Genomic DNA, 24,445 nt, shown 5'->3' with positions numbered 1-24,445 from the left:
AAAGTTTTTAAATAACTGTTCATTTTTTGATTGATGATCGATTGATGATTGTTTTTTATTTTAAAAAATTGATTGTTAATGGATATTTATAAGGTTCGCCTTGATTTGCCTTACTTGTAGCAATAATGATGAAAATGATTTCCAGTATAAAAGCTGCTATAACTAATAAGCCTGCCAAAATTGAAAATATAACCACATTATAACTGTCTCTATTTGACAAATGAAAATCAAAGTCAAAATCATAAGCTTGCCAAAATTCAGGAAAATTTATATGGTTTAAAACACCAAATAAAAAAAGTGGTATTGTTATGGCTCCAATAAAAAACGTGTAAAGCAAAATACTTAACTGAAAGTTGATAGCTTGTTTACCGTGTTTGTCTACAAATTCAGATTTATCCTTATTCATCGTCCAAAAAATTAATGGCATAATAAAATTTCCTAACGGAAAAATAAATTTCGATAATGCAGATAAATGAATAATTGCTGCAACATTTTTATGGTGGTTTGATAACATGATATTAAAACATATAGTAATTTCTTATGCAAATATATGTCTAAAAAAAGGTATTATGCAATACAAAGTACTAAAATTTAACAAAAAATTAACAATTAAGATATCACCATTTTTGAGTAACTTAGCATCAAATAATCGTTCGTAATGACTATAAACCCGAGAAAACTCAATACTTTTTTAATGTTTAAATTACCTTCAGCATATTTTACTGGAGTTAGAACAAAGTATCTAGATAATGAAAAATGTATTGTTTCTGTAAAGCATCGATGGATAAATCAAAACCCTTTTAAATCACTTTTTTGGGCTGTGCAAGGAATGGCTGCAGAGTTAACAACTGGAGCATTAATTATCAAAAAAATTAAGGAAACTGATAAAGACATTGCCATGTTATTGGTGAAAAATGATGCTAGTTATTCGAAAAAAGCTACAGGACGAATCACTTTTGAATGTACTGAAGGAAAACTAATAGATGGTATTATTAAAAAAGCCATTGAAAGTAGAGAAGGGCAACTAATAGCCCTGAATGTTATTGGAAGAAATAGCGATAATATTGAAGTGTCTAAATTTAGTTTTACTTGGTCAATTAAAGTTAGAGCTTAATTGTAACAAAACGCAAAACAAATCAACATATAGAAGAATTAACACTTTAACAATATAAAAAATGACAGCACACGAAATTGATTACAGAATTTATGGAGAGGAAATGCAATACGTTGAAATAGAGTTAGATCCGCAAGAAGGTGTTGTAGCCGAAGCAGGAAGCTTTATGATGATGGACGATGGCATAAAGATGGAAACCATTTTTGGCGATGGCTCACAAAAAGATTCAGGATTTTTAGGAAAGATTCTAGGAGCAGGAAAGCGTATTTTAACTGGAGAAAGTCTATTTATGACTGCCTTTTATAACAACGTAAGTGGCAAAAAAAATGTATCGTTTGCGTCACCTTATCCAGGAAAAATTGTTCCAATTGACTTATCTGAGTTTAGAGGAAAATTTGTGTGTCAAAAAGATGCGTTTTTATGTGCAGCCAAGGGTGTAAGCGTTGGCATAGAATTTAGTAAAAAACTTGGACGTGGTCTGTTTGGTGGTGAAGGTTTCATCATGCAAAAACTAGAAGGTGATGGTATGGCGTTTGTACACGCAGGAGGCACTATGTCTAAGAAAGTGTTACAATCTGGAGAGATTTTAAAAGTAGACACAGGTTGTATAGTAGGTTTTACACAAGATGTAGATTACGATATAGAATTTGTTGGAGGTATTAAAAACACGGTCTTCGGTGGTGAAGGGTTGTTCTTTGCAAAATTGCAAGGTCCAGGTACTGTATATATACAGTCGCTACCTTTTAGTAGATTAGCAGGTAGAGTATTAGCTACTGCTCCAAGAGGAGGTGGAAAAGATAGAGGTGAAGGAAGTATTTTAGGTGGTATTGGAGATATATTGGATGGTGATAATAGATTCTAGGAGTTTATTTTAAACTATTTGATTTTCAATATTTTAACATGAATAGCCTGTTAAAGTTTCCACAAAAATGAAATTCAATCAAATTTTTTCTTAAATTTAAGATTAAATATTAATAAACTTTTAGCCTATAGAAACATTTCTACTTTTTATTATTTATCTATAAAACCTAAGTAAACTATGGCAAGAGCAATGTTTGAGTACACTAAAACAGTACTTAAAAAAGTAAGCTTTGACGCTACATTGTTCTGTAGAGAACTAGAAAAAGCACTTCAAAGATTATTACCTTATGAAATTGAGGAGCTTAAAATTTTTATTAATTCTCTAATACAACAGAACCCAGAATTAAATAAATGTTTAATCTATTTAAAAGCATAATTAAAAAGCGACTCGAAAGAGTCGCTTTTTTTATTTAGGCAATGGGCTAATAATATTGACGTTCTGAAAAGCAATAGCTCCTCTAATAATACCAGAAATAACAGTATGTAGAGCTTCAATAATTTGCATTTTAAGTTCGCTTTTATGGTAAATAATACTCACTTCTCGTGCTGGAACTGGATCGTTAAAACTATGTAAGTTAGATTTCTCAGATTCTTTAATATCTAAAGTGTTCAAATAAGGCAATAAGGTCATGCCTAACCCTTCGTTTGATAGTTTAACTAGCATTTCAATACTTCCACTTTCCAATTGAAAATTATCGTCGTCATGCTGTTTAAAAGATTTACATAGATTAATTACACCATCTCTAAAACAGTGGCCATCCTCAAGTAACAGCATATCTTCGATTTCTAAATCGGAAGCATCAATTTTTTTCTTGTCATGTAATCGATGTCCTTTTGGAATATAGCTTACAAAAGGTTCGTAATAAAGTGGACGTTCTTTTATGGATTCATTTTCTAATGGTGTAGCTGCAATAGCTGCGTCTAAATGCCCATCGTTAATTCGTTGTATGATTTCGTCTGTAGTTAATTCTTCAATTTTCAATTTTACTTTAGGATATCGCTTAATAAAAGTTTTTAAAAACATGGGTAGTAAGGTTGGCATAATGGTAGGGATAATGCCAAGCCTAAATTCGCCACCAATAAACCCCTTTTGTTGGTCAACAATATCTTGTATTCTATCAGCTTCATTTACAATGTTTTTTGCCTGATTTACTATTTTTTTTCCAACCTCAGTAAGCTCAATAGGTTTTTTACTTCTATCAAAAATTTGAATGTCTAATTGGTCTTCAAGCTTTTGAATTTGCATACTTAGTGTAGGTTGCGTCACAAAACATTTTTCGGCAGCTTTTGTAAAATTTTGATGTTCGGCAACAGCTAAAACATAATATAGTTGTGTAATTGTCATGCTTATAATTTTATGCTATAAAGATATAAAAACTATCAATAAAATTTATACAAAACAACCTTTTTAATAGATTTAATTTGTAGTAAATAAAAAAATAAAGATATGACAACATTAAATAGTATAGGTTTAGATAGCAAAAAGGCTAAATTTTTAGCTGAAGATTTAAATACATTATTAGCCAATTTTCAATTGTATTACCAAAACTTAAGAGGCATACATTGGAACATTAAGGGACGAGCGTTTTTTGATTTGCACGTTAAATTTGAAGAGCTTTATAATGACGCAAACATTAAGGTAGACGAGATTGCAGAACGTATTTTAACACTTGGTGAGACACCATTACATACGTTTGATGATTATACTAATTACGGAAAAGTACCAGTTGGTAAAAACGTTTCAGAAGATATCAAGGCAGTGAAATTAATAGTAGATTCTTTAGCAGACTATTAAAAATTGAAAGAGATATTTTAAATAAGTCAGGTGAAGCAGACGATGAAGGTACCAATGCAATGATGAGCGATTTTATTTCGGAACAAGAAAAAACCGTTTGGATGATGAAAGCTTGGTTAAATGAAACAGTATAACTATTGATTAATAGTTAGTTTTTTGATTGATTGAAAAAGGAGCATGTTTTTTACATGCTCCTTTTTGTTTTTGATTGATATGATGTGTTGTTAGAATTTTATAGTTAACTCAATATTTTCTTTTCCTACCTCAAATTTCCCTTCTGAAAAAGTTGGCGGACCCATTAACATTGGGTTATTTGATATTCCAAATGACTCCATTGGCATTCCGTTAGGTTCAAAGTCCATACGTTTGTTATCGTTTTCGTCGTGCAACGCTAAAAGTGCATAATTTCCTGGAGCAACATTTTTAAATGTATAGACTACTTTTCCATCTTTTACTTTTGCAGCAGCTTGTTGTAAAGCCTCAGTTTTCATAAAGGTGCCATTAGTATGAAGCCCAATGATAACATGACCTCTTTCATTTGAAATATTTTCAATAGTTACAGTTACATCTTGACCTTTTTCTGTTTGTGCAAAGCTTAATGTTGTGCTTAAAATTAATGTGATGATAAGAGATAAAATTTTCATGATTTTTTGTTTTATTTTGTTTTACACTGTAAAAGTCAGTTATAAAAACAAGGTATGGTAATTTGAGTTACCGAACTGTAATTTTTTGCTTCTGAACTGTTAAAGAAGTCCTCTCGCTTTTATTTCTAGGTATTTATTGATGGTGTCGAGCGTTAAGTTTTCTGGTGTGGTAAGAATAGAGTAAATACCATATTTTTTTAGCTCGTTAACAATAAGGCGTTTCTCAAAGGCAAATTTTTCGGCAATAACTTTATCATATACTTGTTGGATTGTTTCAGCTTTATTTTCGATTAAGCTGTTCAACTCCGTATTCTTAAAGAAAATGACTACTAACAAATGGTTTTTTGCCATACCTTTTAAATAAGGTAATTGTCTATGTAAACTATCTAAGGTTTCAAAATTGGTATATAGTAGCAATAAGCTTCTATGAGTAATGTTTCTTCTTACATCACCATATAAACGACCAAAATCACTTTCAAAGTAATCGGTTTTAATATTATAAAGGCCTTCAAGAATCATGTTCATTTGTGAAGTGCGTTTTTCGGCAACCACCATATTTTCAACCATCTTTGAAAACGTGAAAATTCCAGCTTTATCATGTTTCTTTATAGCAACATTAGATATCACCAAAGCAGCATTTATTGCATAATCCAATAAACTTAATCCATCAAAAGGCATTTTCATTAAACGACCTTTGTCAATAACTGAGTATACAGGTTGTGACTTTTCATCTTGAAATTGATTAACCATTAATTGATTGGATTTTGCTGTAGCCTTCCAATTTATAGTTCGTAAATCGTCACCTAAAACATATTCTTTAATCTGCTCAAATTCCATGGTGTGACCAATTCGCCTAATTTTTTTAATACCATATTGATGTAAATTATTACTAATTGCCATCAAATCGTATTTACGTAATTGAATAAAACTTGGATACGTTGGTACCATAGCATCGTCACAAAAACTAAAGCGCCTTGCAATTAACCCAAAAACAGTAGTTGCATAAATATTTAATTTACCAAAGTGATATTCACCTCGCTCTGTTGGTCGTAATTCGTATTGCAATTTGGTTTTACTCGTGGCATCTAATTTTCGTTCAATACTAAAATTACGCACTTGAAACTGCTCTGGGATTTCATCGATAATCTTAATAAATATGGGAAACGTGTAATAGTTTTCAACACTTATCTTAATTGGATTTTGATCTCCATTTGAAAATTTTTCAGGAAGAATTCTTTGACCATTTACACCCTTTTTTGCAGCAAATAATATTAAAACATCGAGCAGCGTAAATATGAAAAGCACTAAAAATGATAGCTTTACAATTACAAACCATCTTGGAAATACAAAGCTGAACACAAATAACACCATGAGTGTTATGCATGCGAAAAAAAAGCGGTTTTGTATGTAAATTGGTTTAATTAGTTTCACTAAGCTCGTTTATTCTGTTTACTGAATTATCTTTCGTTTTGACGAATTTTACCAGTTTCTTCAGGACCTTTTAGCCCTTTTGGGTTTAGACCATATTTATTTTTTTTAGGTTCACCATCTTCAACTATCATCCAAAAAAAATAAAATGGAATAAATTGATAAAACCCATTTCTACCAATATCATGACATCGTTTGGCTCCTTGTGCAAGAATGAACCAAGCTAGAATTATAAATATCGACCAAAAAATTTCATCTTCATAAGGTAATCCACGAATTAAATAAACAATTGGAAAATATATTATAGCTTGAAATAATATACTTAAAAAGTATTCTATTCTGCGGATTCTACCTTTAAATGAAAATGGTTTTTCAAACATTTTGTTATCTTGGAATTTCTACTGCTTCAATAATTTGATTAATAATTTGTTTAGTCGTAACGCCTTCCATTTCACGTTCTGGAGTAACAATAACTCTATGTTGTAATACTGGAATTGCCGATTGTTTAATATCTTCTGGTGTTACAAAATCTCGTCCATTCATAGCCGCAAAGGCTTTACTTGCTTTTAATATTGCGATGGACGCTCTTGGTGAAGCACCTAAATATAAAAATGGATTATTTCTTGTATTTACAATAATATCAGCAATATATTTTACCAAATGCGATTCAATAATCACTTGATTTACCAAGCCTTGAAATTTGGCGACTTGCTCTTTGGTTAAATGCGAGGTTATTTTAGCTGTTTTGTTTGCACCTTGAAGTCCATGTTCACGATTAATAATCTCTATTTCTTCATCGAGATTAGGGTAATCAATATCTATTTTGAATAAAAACCTATCCAATTGCGCTTCTGGTAATCTATATGTTCCTTCTTGTTCTACAGGGTTTTGAGTAGCCAAAACGATAAAAGGTAAATCCATTTTGTATTTATGACCATCAATAGTTATTTGGCGTTCTTCCATTACTTCAAACAAAGCTGCTTGTGTTTTTGCTGGTGCACGATTTATTTCGTCAATAAGTATCATGTTAGAGAAAATAGGCCCTTGCTTAAACTCAAATTCTGAAGTTTTCATATCAAAAACTGAGGTTCCTAAAATATCACTAGGCATTAAATCTGGTGTAAATTGAATACGGCTAAAGCCAACATCCAGTGATTTTGCCAACAACTTAGCCGAAATAGTTTTAGCAACTCCTGGCACACCCTCGATTAGTGAATGACCATTGGCAAGAATAGAGGCGATAAGCATATCAATCATACCTTTTTGGCCAACAATAACCTTGCTTATTTCATTTTTAATAAGCTCTACACCAGCTTGGAGTTCTGATAAATCAATACGATTTTTAAAGCTCAAACTGTCTTCTTGAGATTCTTGAACCTCTTGTTGTGGTTCATTCTCAATAGGTAATTGCTCTTGATTGTCTTGATTTAAGTTATTTTCCTGAGAGTAGTTTGTGTGCTCCATATATTAGTTGTTATAAAAGTCTTCTATTGTTTTATTTAAGTTTTTTAAATCGTCTTCATTACACATTTGTTTCGCTTTTAAATGTACAATAAGATTCATGGTTTTTTTAGTTTTCCCTAGGTCTTTTCCAGATTTTAAAGCCAGATTTTTCATGAATTTCTCATCTAGTAACTGTGTATCTAGATAGTATTTGCGCCTAATGGACTCTAAAAAATAGGTGATTTTTTTCTCTATTAAGTTATTATGGTCTTTTGTTTCGTAGTATAAGTTCCCAATAGTTTTTGTAAACGCTATGGTTGAATTTTCCAATGGTTTTATGACCTTTACAATACGTTGCTTTCGTTTGGCATTGAATAAAATAAATATGAGAAGCGAAACCAAGCCTAATATCCAAGCCCATTTTAATGCTGGTTGACTTAACACAAAGCGTAATGGAGAATCACCTAATTCAGTACGCTTTTTATTGCGTGAATCATAAAAAATAGTGTCATCTGGTAAATAAGATAAGATGGCTGCTGCGTATTTTTTATTATCATTTTTTAGTAGCGAAAAATTTGTAAATGCCATTGGTTGTAAATGCAAATAAACTTCGCCTAATTCATGGTCGACTTTAATAAAATTTATACGCTCTTCTTTATTAAATTTTTGATAGCCCAAAACCGTTGTTCTAGTTGAGTCTAACTTAGAAAAATAAATATTACTCAAACCTCTATCAATAGTGATAGAATCATTTTTAAAGGTAGAATTTGATAAACGAAACTCAGCTTTACCTTTAAAATCAAAATCATTTTTTAGTTCTATTCCTAAAGTATCCAGAAACTTTTTTGGCAAATAATTTGTTGACATGAAAATGGTGTTTCCATGTGAGGAGAAATCCAATAATTCTTGAGCAGATACATCATCTACTTCGGCATAATCATCAATAAACATATAGCTTCCAGAGGTTGTGTAAGATGAGTCTGACCAATTAAAATACTCGTCAAAGTACTCGTAAGGAGATACTGCAATATCTTGTACCTCACTTTCAGGGAACAAATTTGGTAACTCATTATACAACACAAACGTACCATAAGGAATGGTGTGCGCTTCATTAAATGTTCTTGTCCAATTAATAGGCTTTGGCTTAGAAAACTCAATGGCAATGGCTCCAACAAAAAGCAAGATTAACAACCCAACATATATTTTTATGGTTTTGTTCATGCTTTAATGGATTTTATAAATGAGTCAAAAGCACGTTTTGCTTTATCAAACTGCTCATCGTTTACATTAAACTCGCCATACCATATATAGTTGTACAAGTATGATGTGTAAGTGAATTCTTTTTTTACTTCAAGGGCTTCTATTTCGTTTCGGTAGTCATTATTTGTTTTTTCTACATCATAGTGAATGATTTCAGCAGTACTTAGTTTTTTGAGTAGCCATAAATAGTAATATCTAACAGCCAATCTGTAATTAGAATTTTCTTCTGCTTCAGCAATTAAGGCTTTAAAATCAGTTGCATGAATATTAGCTTCAATATCAGTAACAGGAATGATACTTTTATCAGACGATTTCCCAAAAACCCAAGCACCCTCTTTATTAATAATGGCTCTAAAAATAAAATATACAACCAAAACAAAAAGAAGAACGCCACCAATTTTAATGGCTAAATCGGTCATTCTTGAAGCTTGTCCAGCATTTTTTATATTAAAAAGGCTACGGAATTTATCGCTTATCCATTTTTTAAAACGCGTCCACCAACCAGAGTTTTCAATAGTGCGTTCGTAAATAAAATCATCGTCGCTATATGTTTCTTTTAAATCATTAAAGTGTCGAGGTTTTACGTTTGAAGTATCTACATTAAGCGTATCACTTTCAATTGTTACAATTGAGAATTCGTGGTGAGTTTCAGCTTGAATTTCTTGAAATGAAAAACAAACTAACAAAAATAGGACGATATGTAAACTAAGGTTTTTATCCACCTGAACCAATTTGGTCAATCACACTTTTGGTATTAATGTTTTCGTTGTCTTCTTTTAGACTATAGAACACAATACCTTGGTTTAATTGTGTAATATTATTTAGAATAATACCAACAATAAAAGTGATAAAAAATATGACTAGCATCATCACCATAAGTGAGGCACCAACTTCCTCAGGGTTTAGGCTCTCTCCTTGTTGTGCGCTTGTAAACATATCCCCTAAAAAAAATAAATAAGGAATCATGGTGATAACATTTTGAACAACATAAGCCATTAAGTAAAACAAACCAACACTACCAATTGATGCCCAAAATTTACTGGTCATAAGTGTCCAAGCATACCCAAAACTATCCCAAATACCTCTTTCTTGACGTATGTATTCCATAAGTGTCATGTTGTAAAACAACGAAAAAGAACCAGCTAAAAAAGGCAATAGTAAAATTCCAATAATGGTTATCATTAATACAAAAGCTCCAATACCTAATACAAATATCAAAGGAATTCCAAGTAAAATACCGCACAATAGAAAAATGAAAAGTTTCCCTAAGTTTTGTTTATACATCTGGATTATTTCTTTGGTCTCAAAATTTTTACCATCATTTTCGGCATACAACTTTAAATAGATAGCAGAATAGGAGTATGAGATAAGTCCAGCGATAAGTGCTACAACTAGAAAGAATATCATTAATAGAATGAAGATTCCAAAATTCTCATTCATATACTCTTCAATTTGTGTGTTACTGTTGCCTTGTAAAACACCACCAAAAACAATATCTGTGTAAAATTTGGATATAAAATACCCAATAGCCATTAAAATTAATAAGAAAACACCATTGACAATAAAGAAGTGTTTAAAGTAATGCTTTCCATTTAGCTTTATAAAGGTAAATGTATCTTGAAAGAAGGCACTAAAGCCTCTTGATTTATATAACTGCATAAGTTTGTTTAAGTTTTTTATGTACTAGACGAGGGTAAATTAAATAGTAATATGAAATGATGCTAAGTGTAATTAGAATAATGCCAACCGATAACCAATTAGGCATCGCATTAGAATAACGTGTTACATAACCTTCCAACAATCCTGCGGCTATAGTAAAAGGAAAGGTGCTAATTAATATTTTCACACCATCTTTCACGCCTATTTTAAAAGAGGTTAGTCGTGAATATGTTCTAGGAAACAAAATACTTGCTCCTAAAATGAGTCCAGCAGCTCCTTCAATGACAATGGCAAAAATCTCCATTGAGCCATGAATCCAGATGCCTCGTACACTTTCCCATAGTACGCCTTCTTTGTAAAAGAAAAACTGAAATGCACCAACCATAATACCGTTAAAAAGTAACACTAATCCTGTGCCTATGCCACCAAAAACGCCAAATATAAAGGACTTTATACCAACATATAAATTGTTAAGTGTAATACCAAAAGCACTTCCCCAATTGCTGCCACTTTTGTAAACAGCTACAGGATCACCAGCTTCAATATTTTCCAAAGTCATATTAACATAATGGTCACCCAAAATAAGCCTTACAAACGTATCATCGTAAGCAGCAGATAAGGCTCCAATAGCTACAAACGATAAAAAAAGCACAAAGGCATAAAGTACATAACGCCTATATTGATAGACTATAAGTGGTACTTCAACTTTCCAGAAATTCACAAAACGGTTGGAGTCTTCACGTTTGGTTTTATAAATTTTTTGAAAAGCTTTAGCAGCTAAGTTGTTTAAATAAAGAATTGTTTTACTTTTGGGATAATAAGTTTGTGCGTAAGACAAATCGTTTACTAAATGAATATATAAAGACGCTAATTCATCAGGATTTTTAAGTGTTTTTCCAAAAATGGCTTTTTCAAAATCTAGCCATTTTTCTTTATTTTGTTTGATAAACGCGACCTCTCTCATAGACTTTCAAATTAACAGAATAAATGGTAGAGTTACAAATAAACACTACTCAAAATGTAAATATTAATTTTACCGCAGCAAGTGTTGGTGAGCGTATACTTGCTTGGGGAATAGATTGGTTAATTAAAATAGCTTATGGTATAGTGATTTACCAGATAATGTTTAAGCTGTTAACAATTGATGAATTTATTGAAGATATGGACTTTTGGTCTCAAATGGCTATTATTGCTGTATTTTACTTACCAGTCATTTTCTATTCATTATTATTCGAATCCCTATTGGATGGACAAACTCCTGGGAAACGTATTTTAAAGATTAAAGTAGTAAAGATTGATGGTTACCAAGCTACTTTGTCGGATTTTATAATTCGTTGGATTTTTAGAATAGTCGATTTAAATATGATGAGTGGTGTTATTGCCTTGATTACTATAATTACCAGTCCTAGAAATCAGCGCCTTGGTGACATGACAGCAGGAACATCTGTGATTACTTTAAAGAATAATGTAAATATTAACCATACTATTTTAGAAGACTTAAAACAGGATTATGTGCCAACATATCCTAGCGTTATCAAGTTGTCGGATAATGATGTTCGAATTATAAAAGATACTTTTAAAACAGCAAAAAAATCTAAAGATTACAAAACACTTATAAAACTTAGGAGTAAAATTGTAGAGGTGCTAGAATTAAAAGAAATTAAGCATAATACAGATCATGAGTTTATTGATGTGATTTTAAAAGATTATAACTACTACACACAAAACATGTAATGTTTTATACTATTGATATTTTAGGAACGATCGCCTTTGCCATTTCTGGTGTATTAGTGGCTATGAACAAAAAAATGGATTTGTTCGGCATATTAATTATTGCATTTGTAACTGCAGTTGGTGGAGGAACGCTGCGAGATGTTTTAATTGGTCAAACACCTGTAGGTTGGATGAAGGATATGACCTTTACCTATGTTATTTTAGGTTCAGCAGTATTTGCAGTTTTATTGAGAAATAAAATTAACTACTTAAGAACTTCCTTATTTTTATTTGATACTATTGGAATTGGACTGTACACCGTTGTTGGTGTAGAAAAGGGACTTTCTGCTGGTTTGCATCCAATTATATGTATTGCCTTAGGAACAATATCTGCTTGTTTTGGAGGTGTAATTAGAGATATTTTGTGTAATGAAATCCCAGTTATTTTTAGAAAAGAAATTTATGCTACAGCATGTATATTAGGAGGTTTAAGCTATTTTCTAATTAGAAAGCTACCATTAGAAAGCGATTTTGTATTTATTATTTCTGGAGCGATAGTTATTTTAGTACGCTTGTTAGCTGTAAAATTTAAAATTGCATTACCAAATATTTATCGAGCAAGTTAATCACTCAATAATTTCCACTTTTCTAATATAAATATTTTGCAATGGCCAATCGGCCTCATCTGTATCGACTGCGGCAATTTTATCAACTACATCCATACCGCGAATTACCTTTCCAAAAATAGTATAATCGCCATCTAAAAACTTCGCACCACCTCGTTGAGAAACGATAAAAAACTCAAAAGGTGATGCCAATTTATGTGGATTGTCGATCTCGCTACTTGGCATGCTTATTACACCTCTATCATGAGTATAACCTTTTTTAGTATCAGTTGGTAATAAGTACCTGCCAATATCTGTTCTCTTTCGTGAAATTGCTCTATTGTCGCTATTTCCCGCTTGTACTATAAAATTGTCTATGACCCTATAAAACTGTGTATTCTCAAAATATTTTTGTTTGGTGAGAAAAATAAAATTTGCACGATGGAACTTTGTATTATCAAACAGTAAAATATCAATTTCACCAAAATCGGTTGTCATTCTTACTTTATTCTCTTTGTTTTCTTTTTCATACTCTAAAAAGAAAAGCATAGCATTTTTGTTGTCAAGTTTTGGAAATTCTCTTTCATTGGTGTTAGTAACCGAGTCTTTCTTTTCGGTGTTAGATGTGGCTTCAATTGTAGGTTTTGCTACTTTTTTAGTTTCAGATTTTTTATCTTCACAGTTTAATAGCAATAAAAAGCATACAAGCAATAAGACTCTCATAGATGAATTTTGATGAATTTTCAGTTTCACTGTCAAAAATAAAAAATATACCATTGCCAGCCGAAGCATCTCAGTTTAAAATGTCACCACCTTTTAGAAGAGAGCTTATTGAAGAGTATAAAGAGCGAATTAAAGATGCTAAACGAGCAGGTGTGATGGCATTATTTTATCCAGGTAATGCAATGGAGACTCACTTAGCGTTAATACTACGAAAAACCTATAAAGGTGTTCATTCGGCTCAAATAGGTTTTCCTGGAGGTAAATATGAAGCAATAGACAAAACATTAAAAGATACAGCAATTAGAGAAACTTGGGAAGAAATAGGAGTGCCTAATCATCAAATACAAGTAATTAAACAAATGACAGAGGTTTATATACCACCAAGTAATTTTTATGTGCAACCTTTTATTGGAATTGCTGCCCAAACTCCTAGATTTATAAAACAGGATGAAGAAGTTGAAGGTATTATTGAGGTGTCTTTAGCCCATTTTTTAGATGAAACTAATGTGGTAACTAAATCTGTAACAACATCTTATACAACCAAAATTGAAGTTCCTGCATTTGAACTTAACGGACACATAGTTTGGGGAGCTACAGCTATGATGTTAAGCGAAATAAAAGATATTTTAAAAAAAGTATTATAATATTCGTTGGCTTTATGTTTTCTAGAATTTGTTAATTAGGATTAGTTAACGACCTAAAACAGAAAAAATATGTACGTTTGCATTCACTAACTAATAGACTCGACTAATTAATTTATGGGATTATTTAAGAAAAATCCTTTTGGACATATACTATTCGTAAAAAAATGGTTGATTAGAATTTTAGGAGCCATTACCCACAGACGATTTAGAGGATTTAACGAATTACAAATTGATGGTTCGGAAATTTTAAAAGGGCTACCAGAAACCAACGTACTATTTATTTCAAATCATCAAACATATTTTGCTGATGTTGTTGCCATGTTTCATGTGTTTAATGCTAGTTTAAGCGGTCGTGATGATTCTATAAAAAATGTTGGTTACTTATGGAATCCAAAGCTTAATATATATTACGTTGCTGCCAAGGAAACCATGAAAGCTGGTTTACTTCCTAAAATTTTGGCATATGTTGGTTCGGTTAGTATTGAGCGTACATGGAGAGCCGAAGGGCAAGATGTAAACAGACAAGTAAAAATGAGTGATATTTCCAATATTGCCAAAGCGTTAGATGATGGTTGGGTTATCACATTTCCGCAAGGAACAACAACACCTTTTAAACCAATTAGAAAAGGAACAGCACATATTATTAAGCGTTATAAGCCAACTGTGGTGCCTATAGTTATTGATGGTTTTAGGCGTTCGTTTGATAAAAAGGGGTTACGCATTAAAAAGAAAAACATCCTTCAATCTATGGAAATTAAAGAGCCTTTGGATATAGATTATGAAAACGAAACAATTCCTGAAATTGTTGAGAAAATTGAATATGCTATAGAGCAACATCCATCATTTTTAAAAGTAATTCCAAAAGAAGAATTATTAGCTAAGGAAGAGTTAAATAAAAAGCGTGAGTGGTAGCCTTAAGTTGGTAGTAATCAGTTTTCAGTTGTAGTAAGGTATTTTTTAGGCCTTATACCTCTAATTTTTTAAGTTCTCGATAATTCTTATTCAAACGTTTTAAAAGCAAGCCATAAATTAGCCAATAAAACAATAATAAAATCACTATAACAGCTGCAAGCATTAATAATGTAACAATAATGATTCCTGCATAAAACTTGAATAATTCTCCATTTGCAGTAGCATTTTCTATAATTGTTTGTGCTTCTGGGTCTTGATTTATAAAATAAGGTAGTAAAACACCAACACTAACTACTATGGCAATTAAGTTAAAACCAACGTATTGTTTAACGGTTCTTCTGGTCTTTAATATGTTTTCCATTAATGTCGTTGCATTATCTGTAGTATTAATCGTTCTATAATTCATATAAAACCTATAAAAGAAGTAGGCTAAAATAAGGTATGAAATGATGCTCATGACAATAAAAGTGGTATTGGATTCAACATTGGCAATGTCGTCACTAAATCCAGTATATTTTAGAGTAAATGAAATAGCAACCCAAAACACAAATTCAAGGATACTTATTATGAATATCCATTTTACAATAGACGATGATTTTTTGAGGATCATCTTATAAATTTCGTTATAAGACAATTTGGGGAAGCTGTTGCCTTCCTTTTTCCAATCTTTTTTTAATAATTCTAATTCATCCATAGTATTACGGATTTAAAATAGTTCTAAGTTTTGTTTTCACGCGATTCATTTTCACTCTTGCATTTACTTCACTAATCCCCATTGTTTCACTTATTTCTCTATAATTCTTGTCTTCTAAGTACAAGAATACCAATGCCTTTTCAATATCATTTAACTGCCTTACAGCATTATATAATAGTTTTAGTTGTTGCTCTTCAGTATCGTCATATTCTTCTGCCGAAATTTTAAACTGCACATCGTTAAAATCTTGTGTGCTAATTCGTCGTTTCGATTTCCTGTAGAGCGTAATTGCTGTATTTAATCCAACTCGATACATCCAAGTGCTAAACTTTGCATCACCACGAAATTTTGGATATGCTTTCCAAAGCTGTATGGTAATTTCTTGAAATAAATCGTTGTGTGCATCATAATCATACGTATACAGTCTGCATACTTTATGTATGATGTTTTGATGCTTCTCCAGCAATTCAACGAAACTATGTTCTAGTTCTTTGTGCAATTTGATAAGTTAGTTACTTTGTAAGTAGCTTTATAGCTTAAAATGTTACAACTTATTTTGATATTGTTTAATCTCTATATTTTAAAGCAGGTTTTCTATTTCCTAAAAGTGGAATGTATTTAAAGTCAGTACCTCTACTAGATTCAAACTCTGCTTTGGCTTTTGTTATTAGATCTGTATTAGAAAACAACTCTATAGCAGTAGCTGATAATGTTTTGGCTGCAATCATCATTCCTTTAGTTCCAATAGATGTTCCACCAGCAGCAACAGCTTGCCAACTATGAGCTGGAGTCCCAGGAACCCATGTAGCAGCACTCATCCCTACGGTTGGTACTGCAAAGCTTACATCACCTACATCTGTTGAGCCATAAGCTTTTGCCTTTTCAGTATATGGTACAACACCTTCACTAAAGGAAGTGTTTAATTTTTCAAGCCCTAGAGTTTTAGTAATCTCATTGGCAAATTGTAATTCTTTTTCATCAAATGTAAAACCACCTATGGCTACTAAATTTTTATACATAACCTCTTGAAGTACATAATTTGGTAGTAACTCGTGAGTACCTCCAATCATTTCAAATTCCATTGTAGTATCTGTTCCTAGAGCTGCTCCTTTAGCAGCATTAACAATACGGTCGAATATATCGATTACTACATTTCTATTGTTGTGTCTAGCGTAATAATAAACTTCAGCATAATCAGGGACTACATTTGGTGCTTTTCCTCCATCAGTTATTACATAATGTATACGTGCTTCTTGAAGAATATGTTCACGCATCATATTTACCATATAGTTCATGCTTTCAACAGCATCTAGTGAAGAACGTCCTCTTTCAGGAGTACCTGCTGCGTGAGCAGACACACCATGAAATCTGAATTTTGCTGATTTATTTGCTAAAGCTGCTCCAGGATTTGAAGCGTTTACCGATGATGGATGCCAATGTAGTGCTACATCAACATCATCAAATAAACCTTCGCGAGTCATATAAACTTTTCCTGAACCTCCTTCTTCAGCAGGACAACCATAAAAACGAATACGACCTTTAGTTTTTGTTTTGGTTAGCCATTCCTTAATGCTTATTGCAGCCGCAGCAGCACCAGTTCCAAAGAGATGATGTCCACAAGCATGACCTGCAGCTGCATCAGCTGATTTTTTTTCAGCTACAGCTTGTTGTGATAGACCAGGAAGAGCATCGTACTCTCCTAAAATTGCAATAACTGGTCCTTCATTGCCAAATTCAGCAATGAAAGCAGTTGGCATACCAGCTACGCCTGTTGTGATTTTAAAACCTTCATCTTTTAAAGTTTTTTGTAATAAAGCAGAACTTTTAACTTCTTTATATCCCATTTCAGCATAACCCCAAATTGTTTGGGCAATATCACCATAAAATGAAGTTTTATTATCTAATTGGTTAAGTATTTTGTCTTTGCTCTTTTGCGCTTGTATGTTAGTACTTATTAGTATTAATAATAAAAGTGAATAAATTGATTTCATTGGTTGGTTTTTGTTGGTTATACATCAAATATAAATGTTCTATTGCTATTATTTAAAACGCAGGTTGTTTTTTTGTAAAACACTAAAGCATCATGAATATTCCTAAATCTAAATTGCCTCGAGTTGTTATTATTGGTGGTGGTTTTGCAGGAATTAACCTTGCTAAATCTTTAGTTTTTTTGCCTTAAAACCCCAAGAGCAATACAATACTGAGCTAAGGCATAAGTGCTCATAATAATAATATGAGATTGTGGCACAGTTTGATAGAACTTATTTAAGGCAAGAGTACTATCTGACACTACAAACAAAAGTGCACCAATAAAAACAAGCAGATAACTTAATTTGGAAACAGCTCCTTTCCTTAACCATGCAGTTATTGCCATAGACAGTATAATTAGTATATAAAATATCACAGGAATTAGCATATCTCCCAAGCCATCCCTTAAAAGATAAAATATACCTAGAGCATATATCAATAACACAACTAAAATTCCTGATAAGGAATTATCTTTATTTCTTTTATCTAGAAATACCTTGACATACATTATATGTGCTATTAAAAAAGCAATTAAGCCACCTATAAAATAGTTTGGAGAAGCATCAACGAACATTAATAAAACATCACCAGTTAATGAAAAAGTAAGACCAAGAGTCATAAACAATTTTGTGGTTGAGGTTAAGTGTTTGCTCTGTGTTAAAAAAAAGATAATAAGAGATAATAATATTAATGGTTTAGGTAAAAATCTAACTGAAAGAATCTGTAATGTACTTTCAGACAAAAGCTCTAAGAATACTATTATTAGGAAAATGAGCGTGAAGATTTTTTCAGCCTTGGTGAAACGCATCTCGGTGGTTTTTTTCAAATATATTCAATTCATCATTAAAATTTTACAGTTCAGTCATTTTAAGTTTCATTCACGTTGCTAATGCCGCAATTTTGTCTCATCAATTAAAAACGAACAATTAGATACAAGATGAGAACACTAATCACCTCGCTATTAATTTTACTAAGTTTAAGTTTATCTGCTCAATCTGTTATTAGTGGAAAGGTCGCCAATAATAAGGGTGTCCCAATCGAAGGTGCCAATGTATACCTTGAAGGTACTTACGATGGAACCACGACAGATAAAGAAGGAAAATTTAGTTTTAATACTACCGAAACTGGTTCGCAAATCTTAGTAGTTTCATTTATTTCTTATGAAAAATTTACAATGGTAGGCGACATATCATATATGAAAAATCTAGATATTAAACTTCGTGAGGATGTTAGTGCTCTTGACGCTGTAGTATTGTCTGCAGGAACTTTTGAAGCTGGAGATAACAGTAAAGTCAATGCACTGAAACCATTAGATGTAGTCACTACAGCAAGTGCATTAGGTGATTTTGTAGGGGCTTTACAAACCTTACCAGGAACAGCAACCGTTGCCGAAGATGGTCGTTTGTTTGTGCGGGGTGGAGAAGCTGAAGAAACTCAAATTTTTATCGATGGTATTCGTGTGTTTACACCTTATTCTCCAACAACCAATAACACACCAACAAGAGGTCGTTATTCACCATTTTTATTTGATGGAATTACGTTCTCAACTGGTGGATATTCAGCAGAATATGGTCAAGCCTTATCGTCTGTATTGCTTTTAAATACTATCGACGAGCCAGATCAAGAGAAAACAGACATTGGTATTATGACTGTTGGTGGCACGCTTGGAAACACTCAAAAATGGGATAAAAGCTCGTTAAGTATTAACGCCTCATATATTAATCTAGCACCTTATATTGGTTTGTTTCCAGATAGAAACGATTGGAAAAAACCTTATGAAGGGCTTGCTGGCGAAACTGTTTTTAGACAGAAGTTTGACAACGGTTTGTTAAAGCTTTACGCTGCTTTTGATACGTCTAATTTTGAATTAACACAAGAAGATATTAATTATGATGAAGGTGTGTATTTTAAAATGAAAAATAATAACCTTTATGTTAATAGCTCATACCAAGGCATGCTTAGTGATACATGGACTGTTTTTGGTGGCATGAGTTATACGTACGCCGATGAGAATATTAATATTATTGATAGCGATATTCGTGACCAAGAGCACTCAGCGCATTTTAAATTCAAACTAAAAAATAGAGTTAGTAATCGACTTAAATTATATTTTGGAAGTGAATATTTCACAACAAATTTTAGCGAGGAGTATGCTTCTGATTTTGTTGCAAAAACAGATTACGGATTTAATAACAATGTTTTTGCAAGTTATGCTGAAGCTGATATTATTTTCTCAAAAGCATTTGCTATAAAAGCAGGATTGCGAGCAGAACACACATCCTTATTTAATGAGTTTACTATATCTCCACGAGTATCCTTGGCTTATAAAACATCACCTAAAAGTCAAGTGTCTTTTGCTTATGGAAACTTTTATCAGAATCCGCAAAGCAATGTGTTGAAGTTCACTAAAAATATTGAATCACAACAAACAGATCATTATATATTAAACTATCAGTTCAATTCCGAAGGACGCATTTTTAGAGCTGAAGCTTACTATAAAGACTATGATAATTTATTAAAGTATGATGATGAGTTTACCAATTTTGACACCAATTTTTCAAACGACGGTTACGGTTTTGCAAAAGGAATTGACTTATTTTGGAGAGATAATAAAAGTATTAAAAACACCGATTATTGGGTGAGTTACTCTTATTTAGATTCTGAGAGAGATTATCGTAATTATCCAACTAAAGCACAGCCAAACTTTGCAAATACACACAATCTATCGGTTGTTGGAAAATATTTTATAGAAGATTGGAAAAGTCAAGTAGGTTTTAGTTATACCTATGGTTCTGGACGTACTTACACCAACCCAAATATGGATGGGTTTTTAAACCAGAAGACAAAAGCTTATAATAACTTAAGCCTAAATTGGGCTTACTTGTTGAGTCCACAAAAAATACTCTATTTCTCTATAAACAACGTAACAGGTTTTAAAAATGTAAACGGTTATCAATATGCTAACACACCAGATATTAATGGCAATTTTGCAAGCAGAGCTTTAAAACCTGCTGCAGACCAGTTCTTTTTTATTGGTTTCTTTTGGACCATTAGTGAGGATAATACGAGTAACCAGTTGGATAAATTTTAAGAAGCTTTTTTAAGACTAACATTTTGATGCGTCAATTTGTTAACAATAGATACTCTTAAAAAATCGTTAATTAACAGTATGCTAACAGCTTACATCATTTTAGATTGTAACTTTAATTTGGTAAAAAGTCAATTAGAAAACGAACATTTATCAATGTCAGTTTATAACTCAAAGCGCTTAGGTTGGTAGTGTCTTTGAGTTTTTTTTATTTTTTAGCTTATATAATTCCAAATGTTTTTGTACTTACTAAGTAGTTTGTACGTATTTAGAATCGATTTATTTTCAGAAAGCGTAAGGGTAGGGTCGCTATTTAAAACACGTTTAGCATAAAAACGTGCTTGTTGTAGAATGTCTTTGTCCTTTACAATGTCTGCTATTTTAAGGTTTAATACACCACTTTGCTGTGTTCCCATAATATCTCCTGGACCACGAAGTTTTAAATCGACTTCGGCAATTTCAAAGCCATCATTGGTTCTAACCATGGTTTCTAGTCGTGCTCTACTATCATTACTTAATTTATAACCAGTCATTAAAATACAATAGCTTTGTTCGGCGCCACGACCAACACGGCCACGTAATTGGTGTAATTGCGATAAGCCAAAGCGTTCTGCACTTTCTATAATCATAACAGAGGCATTAGGTACATTAACACCAACCTCTATAACAGTGGTGGCAACCATGATTTGTGTTTCACCTTTGGCAAAGCGTTGCATTTCATAATCTTTATCGGTAGCTTTCATTTTTCCATGTACAATAGAGATTTGATAATTTGGCATTGGAAAATCTCTTGAAATGCTCTCATAGCCATCCATTAAATCTTTATAATCCATAGCGGAACTTTCCTGAATTAATGGATAGACAATATAAACTTGCCTACCTTTTTTTATTTCATCACGAATAAACCCAAATACTTGTAAGCGATTTTTATCAAATCGGTGGACGGTTTTTATGTCTTTTCTGCCTGGAGGTAATTCATCAATTACGGAGATATCCAAGTCGCCATAAACAGACATTGCTAAGGTTCTTGGAATTGGTGTTGCAGTCATCACCAAGATGTGTGGAGGAGAGGTATTTTTCTTCCAAAGTTTGCTTCTTTGAGCAACTCCAAAACGATGTTGTTCGTCTATAATTGCAAGGCCTAAATTCTTAAATTTAACCTTATCTTCAAGTAGCGCATGCGTCCCAATTAAGATGTTTAATTCGCCATTTTCTAAAGACTCATGAATTTTTCTTCTATCTGAAGCTTTGGTTGAGCCAGTTAATAGTTTTATACTGATATTCAGTTTTTTACATTGTTCATTTAAATTATTATAGTGCTGTACTGACAAAATTTCAGTTGGTGCCATTAAACAGGCTTGAAAACCGTTGTCAATAGCTATTAACATTGACATTAGCGCAACTATGGTCTTTCCAGAACCTACATCGCCTTGTAGTAATCGGTTCATTTGTGCATTGCTTCCTAAATCTTGTCTAATTTCTTTGATAACTCGCTTTTGAGCATTGGTTAATTCGAAGGGTAAATGCTCTTTAAAAAAAGTATTAAAATGGTCGCCAACTTTTGTAAATGGGAACCCTTTTATTTTTGATTTGTGGATGAGGTTTTTTAAAATTAACTGCAGTTGAATGTAAAATAATTCTTCAAATTTTAATCGGAATTGAGCACGTGCTAAAAGCGATTGAGACTTCGGAAAATGCACATTAAAAAGTGCTTCAGATTTCGATAATAATTTTTGTTCTTCAATTAAGTTTTTAGATAAGGTTTCTGTAAATTTTCCTTTGGTTTCCAAAAACACTTGTTGCATGATTTTTATAATCACACGATTGGTGATGCCTTTATTTGATAATTTTTCGGTTGAAGGATACACAGCTTGCATAGCCGAACGCAAATTCTTTTCATGTTCTGCTACTAATTCTAGTTCTGGATGAGGTATGCTAAATTTACCATTAAACCAATTAATTTTGCCAAACGCTACATAAGTTGTGTTTAGTTTAATGCTGTCGCGAATCCACTTATGTCCCCTAAACCACACAAACTCCATGGTTCCAGTATCGTCTTGAAACGTGGCTACAAGTCTCTTTCCGCGCTTTTGAGCGACTTCTTTAAGGCTTGTTATTTGACCAATAATTTGCACTTCAGCTGAGTTTTGCTGTAATTGGTTGATTTTGTAATACTGTGTTCTATCAATATATCTGTTTGGAAATAGGTTAATTAAATCCTGATAGGTATGAATACCAAGCTCCTTGCGCAATAAATCCGCACGATTTGGACCAACGCCCTTTAAATAATCTATTGGAGTTTGGAGGTTTGTGTTCATTCAACTAAAATAATTCTTTTGTTAATAATAGCAAGGTCAATTGATAATTTGGTTCTAACTTTGTATAGCACAAATATTTATGAGAGCATTAGTTATATCAGGAGGAGGAAGTAAGGGTGCTTTTGCAGGAGGTGTTGCGCAATTTTTAATGCAAGATCTAGGTAAGGAGTACGATATGTTTCTTGGCACTTCAACGGGTAGCTTATTAATTCCACATTTATCATTAAACAAAATAGATAAGGTTTACGAGTTGTTTACAAATGTCACACAGCGTGATATATTTAGTGTAAGCCCTTTTGTACAGCGCAAAAAAGGTGACCGTGAATTTGTATCTATTGACTTTGTGAATTCGTTGTGGCAATTTATTCGTATGAAACGCACTTTTGGAGAGAGTAAACACTTAAAACGAAATATACGACGGAATTTTACAAGAGATGAGTTTGAAGCTATTCTAGCCACAAAAGAAGATGTGGTTGTAACGGTTTCTAATCTATCAAAGAATAGTGTAGAGTATAAATCAATTAAAGATTGTACTTATGAAGAATTTTGTAATTGGATATGGATTTCATGTAATTACATTCCATTTATGTCGCTTGCCACTGTTGATGGTTTTGAATATGCAGATGGTGGGTTGGGTTGTGTAGTACCAATAAGAGAAGCTATTTTGCGAGGAGCAACAGAAATTGACGCTATTGTTTTAGAAGCTGAAACTATGGAGCAACAGAAAGTGTTAGGTAAAAATCCATTTTCATTGATGCTTAATTTATTTGGTCATTTACTGAATCAAGTTGAAAGAAATGATATCACGATTGGAAAGCTTGCGGCAAAAAACAAAAATGTAAATCTAAACATCTATTACACACCAACAACTTTAACAGAGAACTCACTTATTTTTAGCAAACGTTTAATGGTGAAATGGTGGAAGCAAGGCTACGAATATGCTAAGAATAAACATCAGGATTCTTTGTCTAATGAATTAAAGTAATTTTAAATTACCACAATTCGCCAACCTCTTTTTTAATAAATGCTAAGGCGGCATCACTAGGCGCTCTTTTTTCCATCATTTCGGTTAGAATGACTTCTCTAAGTTTGTCGGCTGTCCCCGTTTTTTCCAATAAACCTGCTTTTCTAATAAGCTGGATAGTAGTGTTTTTTGCAGCGACAATGATGTTCCAGCACTCGTCACTTACATATATTTGTTGAGATAAATTGTGTTCAAATTCCTGTTCAATAGTTGCTACAATTAAAGATTCGTAAGTACTTTCATCAGAACTAGTTGGCTTAACTCTAATTAGTAATTTTGATGGTGTTATTCGTTCTAAAAATAATGCCATGCGTTCGTAAGCTTGTAATCGAATAGGGAGTGTGTTTACTTGCATGTCTTTATGCAATAAAAAACGTCTGCGGCCATCTTCATTTTTTGTGTGTTCCTTAAAAAAGTAGTAGGCAATCATTCCTGTAATTAGTGCAGGAACTGCATATAATATGACTTCAAAAATTTTTTCAATTTCCATAG

Annotated in this window: 26 protein-coding genes and 1 pseudogene; 10 read left to right on the top strand and 17 right to left on the bottom strand. The window is 32.4% G+C overall.

The genetic code is table 11. The annotated features are described in order from the left end of the window. Nucleotides 1-55: 55 nt before the first annotated feature. Nucleotides 56-514, bottom strand: coding sequence for a DUF4870 domain-containing protein (locus HB672_RS12255; protein WP_167769820.1), 459 nt, complete (start codon nucleotides 512-514; stop codon nucleotides 56-58). A 180-nt stretch (nucleotides 515-694) separates the two neighbouring features. On the opposite strand from HB672_RS12255, the gene HB672_RS12250 reads away from it, so the two are divergent. From HB672_RS12250 to HB672_RS12240, 3 genes are all read left to right on the top strand, one after another. Further along, entirely contained in the window at nucleotides 695-1,114 is a 420-nt protein-coding gene (locus HB672_RS12250; RefSeq protein WP_348272558.1) for a DUF4442 domain-containing protein, read from the top strand. 61 nt (nucleotides 1,115-1,175) lie between these two features. Next, the gene (locus HB672_RS12245; protein ID WP_167769818.1) at nucleotides 1,176-1,976 is read left to right on the top strand and encodes a TIGR00266 family protein; all 801 of its coding nucleotides are present in this window, start codon (nucleotides 1,176-1,178) and stop codon (nucleotides 1,974-1,976) included. 177 nt (nucleotides 1,977-2,153) lie between these two features. Beyond that, nucleotides 2,154-2,351 carry a hypothetical protein gene (locus tag HB672_RS12240; protein ID WP_167769817.1) on the top strand — a complete coding sequence of 66 codons (198 nt, stop codon included), beginning with the start codon at nucleotides 2,154-2,156 and terminating at the stop codon, nucleotides 2,349-2,351. Between the two features lie 30 nt (nucleotides 2,352-2,381). Here the strand turns inward: HB672_RS12240 and HB672_RS12235 are convergent, their stop codons facing one another. Further along, entirely contained in the window at nucleotides 2,382-3,320 is a 939-nt protein-coding gene (locus tag HB672_RS12235; RefSeq protein WP_167769816.1) for a LysR substrate-binding domain-containing protein, read from the bottom strand. A gap of 102 nt (nucleotides 3,321-3,422) precedes the next feature. On the opposite strand from HB672_RS12235, the pseudogene HB672_RS12230 reads away from it, so the two are divergent. Continuing rightward, nucleotides 3,423-3,904: pseudogene (locus tag HB672_RS12230) on the top strand (Dps family protein). A 90-nt stretch (nucleotides 3,905-3,994) separates the two neighbouring features. On the opposite strand, the gene HB672_RS12225 reads toward HB672_RS12230, so the two are convergent. The 8 genes from HB672_RS12225 to HB672_RS12190 form a co-directional block, all read right to left on the bottom strand. Further along, nucleotides 3,995-4,414: a DUF2141 domain-containing protein gene (locus HB672_RS12225; RefSeq protein WP_167769815.1), complete on the bottom strand. Its 420-nt coding sequence runs from the start codon at nucleotides 4,412-4,414 to the stop codon at nucleotides 3,995-3,997. Nucleotides 4,415-4,513: 99 nt separating this feature from the next. Then, the gene (locus HB672_RS12220; protein WP_348272557.1) at nucleotides 4,514-5,845 is read right to left on the bottom strand and encodes a DUF58 domain-containing protein; all 1,332 of its coding nucleotides are present in this window, start codon (nucleotides 5,843-5,845) and stop codon (nucleotides 4,514-4,516) included. Nucleotides 5,846-5,871: 26 nt separating this feature from the next. Continuing rightward, nucleotides 5,872-6,222: a DUF805 domain-containing protein gene (locus tag HB672_RS12215; protein WP_167769814.1), complete on the bottom strand. Its 351-nt coding sequence runs from the start codon at nucleotides 6,220-6,222 to the stop codon at nucleotides 5,872-5,874. Nucleotides 6,223-6,226: 4 nt separating this feature from the next. Then, nucleotides 6,227-7,306 carry a MoxR family ATPase gene (locus HB672_RS12210; protein WP_167769813.1) on the bottom strand — a complete coding sequence of 360 codons (1,080 nt, stop codon included), beginning with the start codon at nucleotides 7,304-7,306 and terminating at the stop codon, nucleotides 6,227-6,229. A gap of 3 nt (nucleotides 7,307-7,309) precedes the next feature. Further along, complete coding sequence (locus HB672_RS12205; RefSeq protein ID WP_167769812.1) at nucleotides 7,310-8,506, bottom strand: DUF4350 domain-containing protein; 1,197 nt, start codon at nucleotides 8,504-8,506, stop codon at nucleotides 7,310-7,312. Further along, on the bottom strand, nucleotides 8,503-9,267 hold the full coding sequence (locus HB672_RS12200) for a DUF4129 domain-containing protein (RefSeq protein ID WP_167769811.1): 765 nt from the start codon (nucleotides 9,265-9,267) through the stop codon (nucleotides 8,503-8,505). Before HB672_RS12200 ends, HB672_RS12205 begins: the two co-directional genes overlap by 4 nt. Then, the gene (locus HB672_RS12195; protein WP_167769810.1) at nucleotides 9,260-10,204 is read right to left on the bottom strand and encodes a hypothetical protein; all 945 of its coding nucleotides are present in this window, start codon (nucleotides 10,202-10,204) and stop codon (nucleotides 9,260-9,262) included. The genes HB672_RS12200 and HB672_RS12195 overlap by 8 nt, the downstream gene beginning before the upstream one ends. Continuing rightward, nucleotides 10,191-11,168 (bottom strand): stage II sporulation protein M, encoded by a 978-nt coding sequence (locus HB672_RS12190; protein WP_167769809.1) that lies wholly within the window; start codon nucleotides 11,166-11,168, stop codon nucleotides 10,191-10,193. The genes HB672_RS12195 and HB672_RS12190 overlap by 14 nt, the downstream gene beginning before the upstream one ends. A gap of 23 nt (nucleotides 11,169-11,191) precedes the next feature. Between HB672_RS12190 and HB672_RS12185 the strand changes: the two genes are divergently transcribed. Both HB672_RS12185 and HB672_RS12180 read left to right on the top strand, forming a co-directional pair. Continuing rightward, the gene (locus HB672_RS12185; RefSeq protein ID WP_167769808.1) at nucleotides 11,192-11,938 is read left to right on the top strand and encodes an RDD family protein; all 747 of its coding nucleotides are present in this window, start codon (nucleotides 11,192-11,194) and stop codon (nucleotides 11,936-11,938) included. Then, nucleotides 11,938-12,543, top strand: a complete 606-nt coding sequence (locus HB672_RS12180; RefSeq protein WP_167769807.1) for a trimeric intracellular cation channel family protein — start codon at nucleotides 11,938-11,940, stop codon at nucleotides 12,541-12,543. The genes HB672_RS12185 and HB672_RS12180 overlap by 1 nt, the downstream gene beginning before the upstream one ends. Here HB672_RS12180 and HB672_RS12175 read toward each other — a convergent pair whose 3' ends face one another. Continuing rightward, on the bottom strand, nucleotides 12,544-13,245 hold the full coding sequence (locus HB672_RS12175; protein WP_167769806.1) for a peptidylprolyl isomerase: 702 nt from the start codon (nucleotides 13,243-13,245) through the stop codon (nucleotides 12,544-12,546). A gap of 2 nt (nucleotides 13,246-13,247) precedes the next feature. On the opposite strand from HB672_RS12175, the gene HB672_RS12170 reads away from it, so the two are divergent. Next, nucleotides 13,248-13,889, top strand: a complete 642-nt coding sequence (locus tag HB672_RS12170) for a CoA pyrophosphatase (RefSeq protein WP_167769805.1) — start codon at nucleotides 13,248-13,250, stop codon at nucleotides 13,887-13,889. A gap of 114 nt (nucleotides 13,890-14,003) precedes the next feature. Then, nucleotides 14,004-14,801, top strand: a complete 798-nt coding sequence (locus HB672_RS12165) for a lysophospholipid acyltransferase family protein (RefSeq protein WP_167769804.1) — start codon at nucleotides 14,004-14,006, stop codon at nucleotides 14,799-14,801. Between the two features lie 52 nt (nucleotides 14,802-14,853). On the opposite strand, the gene HB672_RS12160 is transcribed toward HB672_RS12165, so the two are convergent. From HB672_RS12160 to HB672_RS12145, 4 genes are all read right to left on the bottom strand, one after another. Then, complete coding sequence (locus HB672_RS12160; RefSeq protein WP_167769803.1) at nucleotides 14,854-15,495, bottom strand: DUF898 domain-containing protein; 642 nt, start codon at nucleotides 15,493-15,495, stop codon at nucleotides 14,854-14,856. 4 nt (nucleotides 15,496-15,499) lie between these two features. Next, nucleotides 15,500-15,994: an RNA polymerase sigma factor gene (locus HB672_RS12155; protein ID WP_167769802.1), complete on the bottom strand. Its 495-nt coding sequence runs from the start codon at nucleotides 15,992-15,994 to the stop codon at nucleotides 15,500-15,502. A gap of 67 nt (nucleotides 15,995-16,061) precedes the next feature. Next, nucleotides 16,062-17,486, bottom strand: a complete 1,425-nt coding sequence (locus tag HB672_RS12150) for an amidohydrolase (RefSeq protein ID WP_167769801.1) — start codon at nucleotides 17,484-17,486, stop codon at nucleotides 16,062-16,064. A gap of 170 nt (nucleotides 17,487-17,656) precedes the next feature. After that, on the bottom strand, nucleotides 17,657-18,331 hold the full coding sequence (locus tag HB672_RS12145; RefSeq protein WP_167769800.1) for a lysoplasmalogenase: 675 nt from the start codon (nucleotides 18,329-18,331) through the stop codon (nucleotides 17,657-17,659). 129 nt (nucleotides 18,332-18,460) lie between these two features. Between HB672_RS12145 and HB672_RS12140 the strand changes: the two genes are divergently transcribed. After that, the gene (locus HB672_RS12140; RefSeq protein WP_167769799.1) at nucleotides 18,461-20,614 is read left to right on the top strand and encodes a TonB-dependent receptor; all 2,154 of its coding nucleotides are present in this window, start codon (nucleotides 18,461-18,463) and stop codon (nucleotides 20,612-20,614) included. Between the two features lie 212 nt (nucleotides 20,615-20,826). On the opposite strand, the gene recG is transcribed toward HB672_RS12140, so the two are convergent. Then, a complete protein-coding gene (gene recG / locus HB672_RS12135; RefSeq protein WP_167769798.1) occupies nucleotides 20,827-22,929 on the bottom strand; it encodes an ATP-dependent DNA helicase RecG in 2,103 nt (700 codons plus the stop codon). A 79-nt stretch (nucleotides 22,930-23,008) separates the two neighbouring features. Here recG and HB672_RS12130 point away from each other — a divergent pair, with 79 nt between their 5' ends. Next, the gene (locus HB672_RS12130; RefSeq protein WP_167769797.1) at nucleotides 23,009-23,914 is read left to right on the top strand and encodes a patatin-like phospholipase family protein; all 906 of its coding nucleotides are present in this window, start codon (nucleotides 23,009-23,011) and stop codon (nucleotides 23,912-23,914) included. Nucleotides 23,915-23,921: 7 nt separating this feature from the next. Here the strand turns inward: HB672_RS12130 and HB672_RS12125 are convergent, their stop codons facing one another. Next, nucleotides 23,922-24,443, bottom strand: coding sequence for a hypothetical protein (locus tag HB672_RS12125; RefSeq protein WP_167769796.1), 522 nt, complete (start codon nucleotides 24,441-24,443; stop codon nucleotides 23,922-23,924). Between the last annotated feature and the right edge of the window lie 2 nt (nucleotides 24,444-24,445).

The sequence above is a fragment of the Gaetbulibacter sp. S0825 genome, from assembly GCF_011777505.1.
Lineage (GTDB): Bacteria > Bacteroidota > Bacteroidia > Flavobacteriales > Flavobacteriaceae > Pontimicrobium.
The sequence above is the reverse complement of the archived record's forward strand: the minus strand, read 5'-3'. Positions and strand labels throughout refer to the sequence as shown.

Bases quoted from the DNA above. Each gene is read 5' to 3' on its own strand.
- HB672_RS12180 (WP_167769807.1), top strand. From the start codon at position 11,938: ATGTTTTATACTATTGATATTTTAGGAACGATCGCCTTTGCCATTTCT.
- HB672_RS12250 (WP_348272558.1), top strand. From the start codon at position 695: ATGTTTAAATTACCTTCAGCATATTTTACTGGAGTTAGAACAAAGTAT.
- HB672_RS12235 (WP_167769816.1), bottom strand. From the start codon at position 3,320: ATGACAATTACACAACTATATTATGTTTTAGCTGTTGCCGAACATCAA.
- HB672_RS12145 (WP_167769800.1), bottom strand. From the start codon at position 18,331: ATGCGTTTCACCAAGGCTGAAAAAATCTTCACGCTCATTTTCCTAATA.
- recG (WP_167769798.1), bottom strand. From the start codon at position 22,929: ATGAACACAAACCTCCAAACTCCAATAGATTATTTAAAGGGCGTTGGT.
- HB672_RS12210 (WP_167769813.1), bottom strand. From the start codon at position 7,306: ATGGAGCACACAAACTACTCTCAGGAAAATAACTTAAATCAAGACAAT.
- HB672_RS12125 (WP_167769796.1), bottom strand. From the start codon at position 24,443: ATGGAAATTGAAAAAATTTTTGAAGTCATATTATATGCAGTTCCTGCA.
- HB672_RS12255 (WP_167769820.1), bottom strand. From the start codon at position 514: ATGTTATCAAACCACCATAAAAATGTTGCAGCAATTATTCATTTATCT.
- HB672_RS12175 (WP_167769806.1), bottom strand. From the start codon at position 13,245: ATGAGAGTCTTATTGCTTGTATGCTTTTTATTGCTATTAAACTGTGAA.
- HB672_RS12205 (WP_167769812.1), bottom strand. From the start codon at position 8,506: ATGAACAAAACCATAAAAATATATGTTGGGTTGTTAATCTTGCTTTTT.
- HB672_RS12240 (WP_167769817.1), top strand. From the start codon at position 2,154: ATGGCAAGAGCAATGTTTGAGTACACTAAAACAGTACTTAAAAAAGTA.
- HB672_RS12170 (WP_167769805.1), top strand. From the start codon at position 13,248: ATGAATTTTGATGAATTTTCAGTTTCACTGTCAAAAATAAAAAATATA.
- HB672_RS12130 (WP_167769797.1), top strand. From the start codon at position 23,009: ATGAGAGCATTAGTTATATCAGGAGGAGGAAGTAAGGGTGCTTTTGCA.
- HB672_RS12195 (WP_167769810.1), bottom strand. From the start codon at position 10,204: ATGCAGTTATATAAATCAAGAGGCTTTAGTGCCTTCTTTCAAGATACA.
- HB672_RS12190 (WP_167769809.1), bottom strand. From the start codon at position 11,168: ATGAGAGAGGTCGCGTTTATCAAACAAAATAAAGAAAAATGGCTAGAT.
- HB672_RS12140 (WP_167769799.1), top strand. From the start codon at position 18,461: ATGAGAACACTAATCACCTCGCTATTAATTTTACTAAGTTTAAGTTTA.
- HB672_RS12185 (WP_167769808.1), top strand. From the start codon at position 11,192: ATGGTAGAGTTACAAATAAACACTACTCAAAATGTAAATATTAATTTT.
- HB672_RS12150 (WP_167769801.1), bottom strand. From the start codon at position 17,486: ATGAAATCAATTTATTCACTTTTATTATTAATACTAATAAGTACTAAC.
- HB672_RS12160 (WP_167769803.1), bottom strand. From the start codon at position 15,495: ATGGATGAATTAGAATTATTAAAAAAAGATTGGAAAAAGGAAGGCAAC.
- HB672_RS12165 (WP_167769804.1), top strand. From the start codon at position 14,004: ATGGGATTATTTAAGAAAAATCCTTTTGGACATATACTATTCGTAAAA.
- HB672_RS12215 (WP_167769814.1), bottom strand. From the start codon at position 6,222: ATGTTTGAAAAACCATTTTCATTTAAAGGTAGAATCCGCAGAATAGAA.
- HB672_RS12225 (WP_167769815.1), bottom strand. From the start codon at position 4,414: ATGAAAATTTTATCTCTTATCATCACATTAATTTTAAGCACAACATTA.
- HB672_RS12245 (WP_167769818.1), top strand. From the start codon at position 1,176: ATGACAGCACACGAAATTGATTACAGAATTTATGGAGAGGAAATGCAA.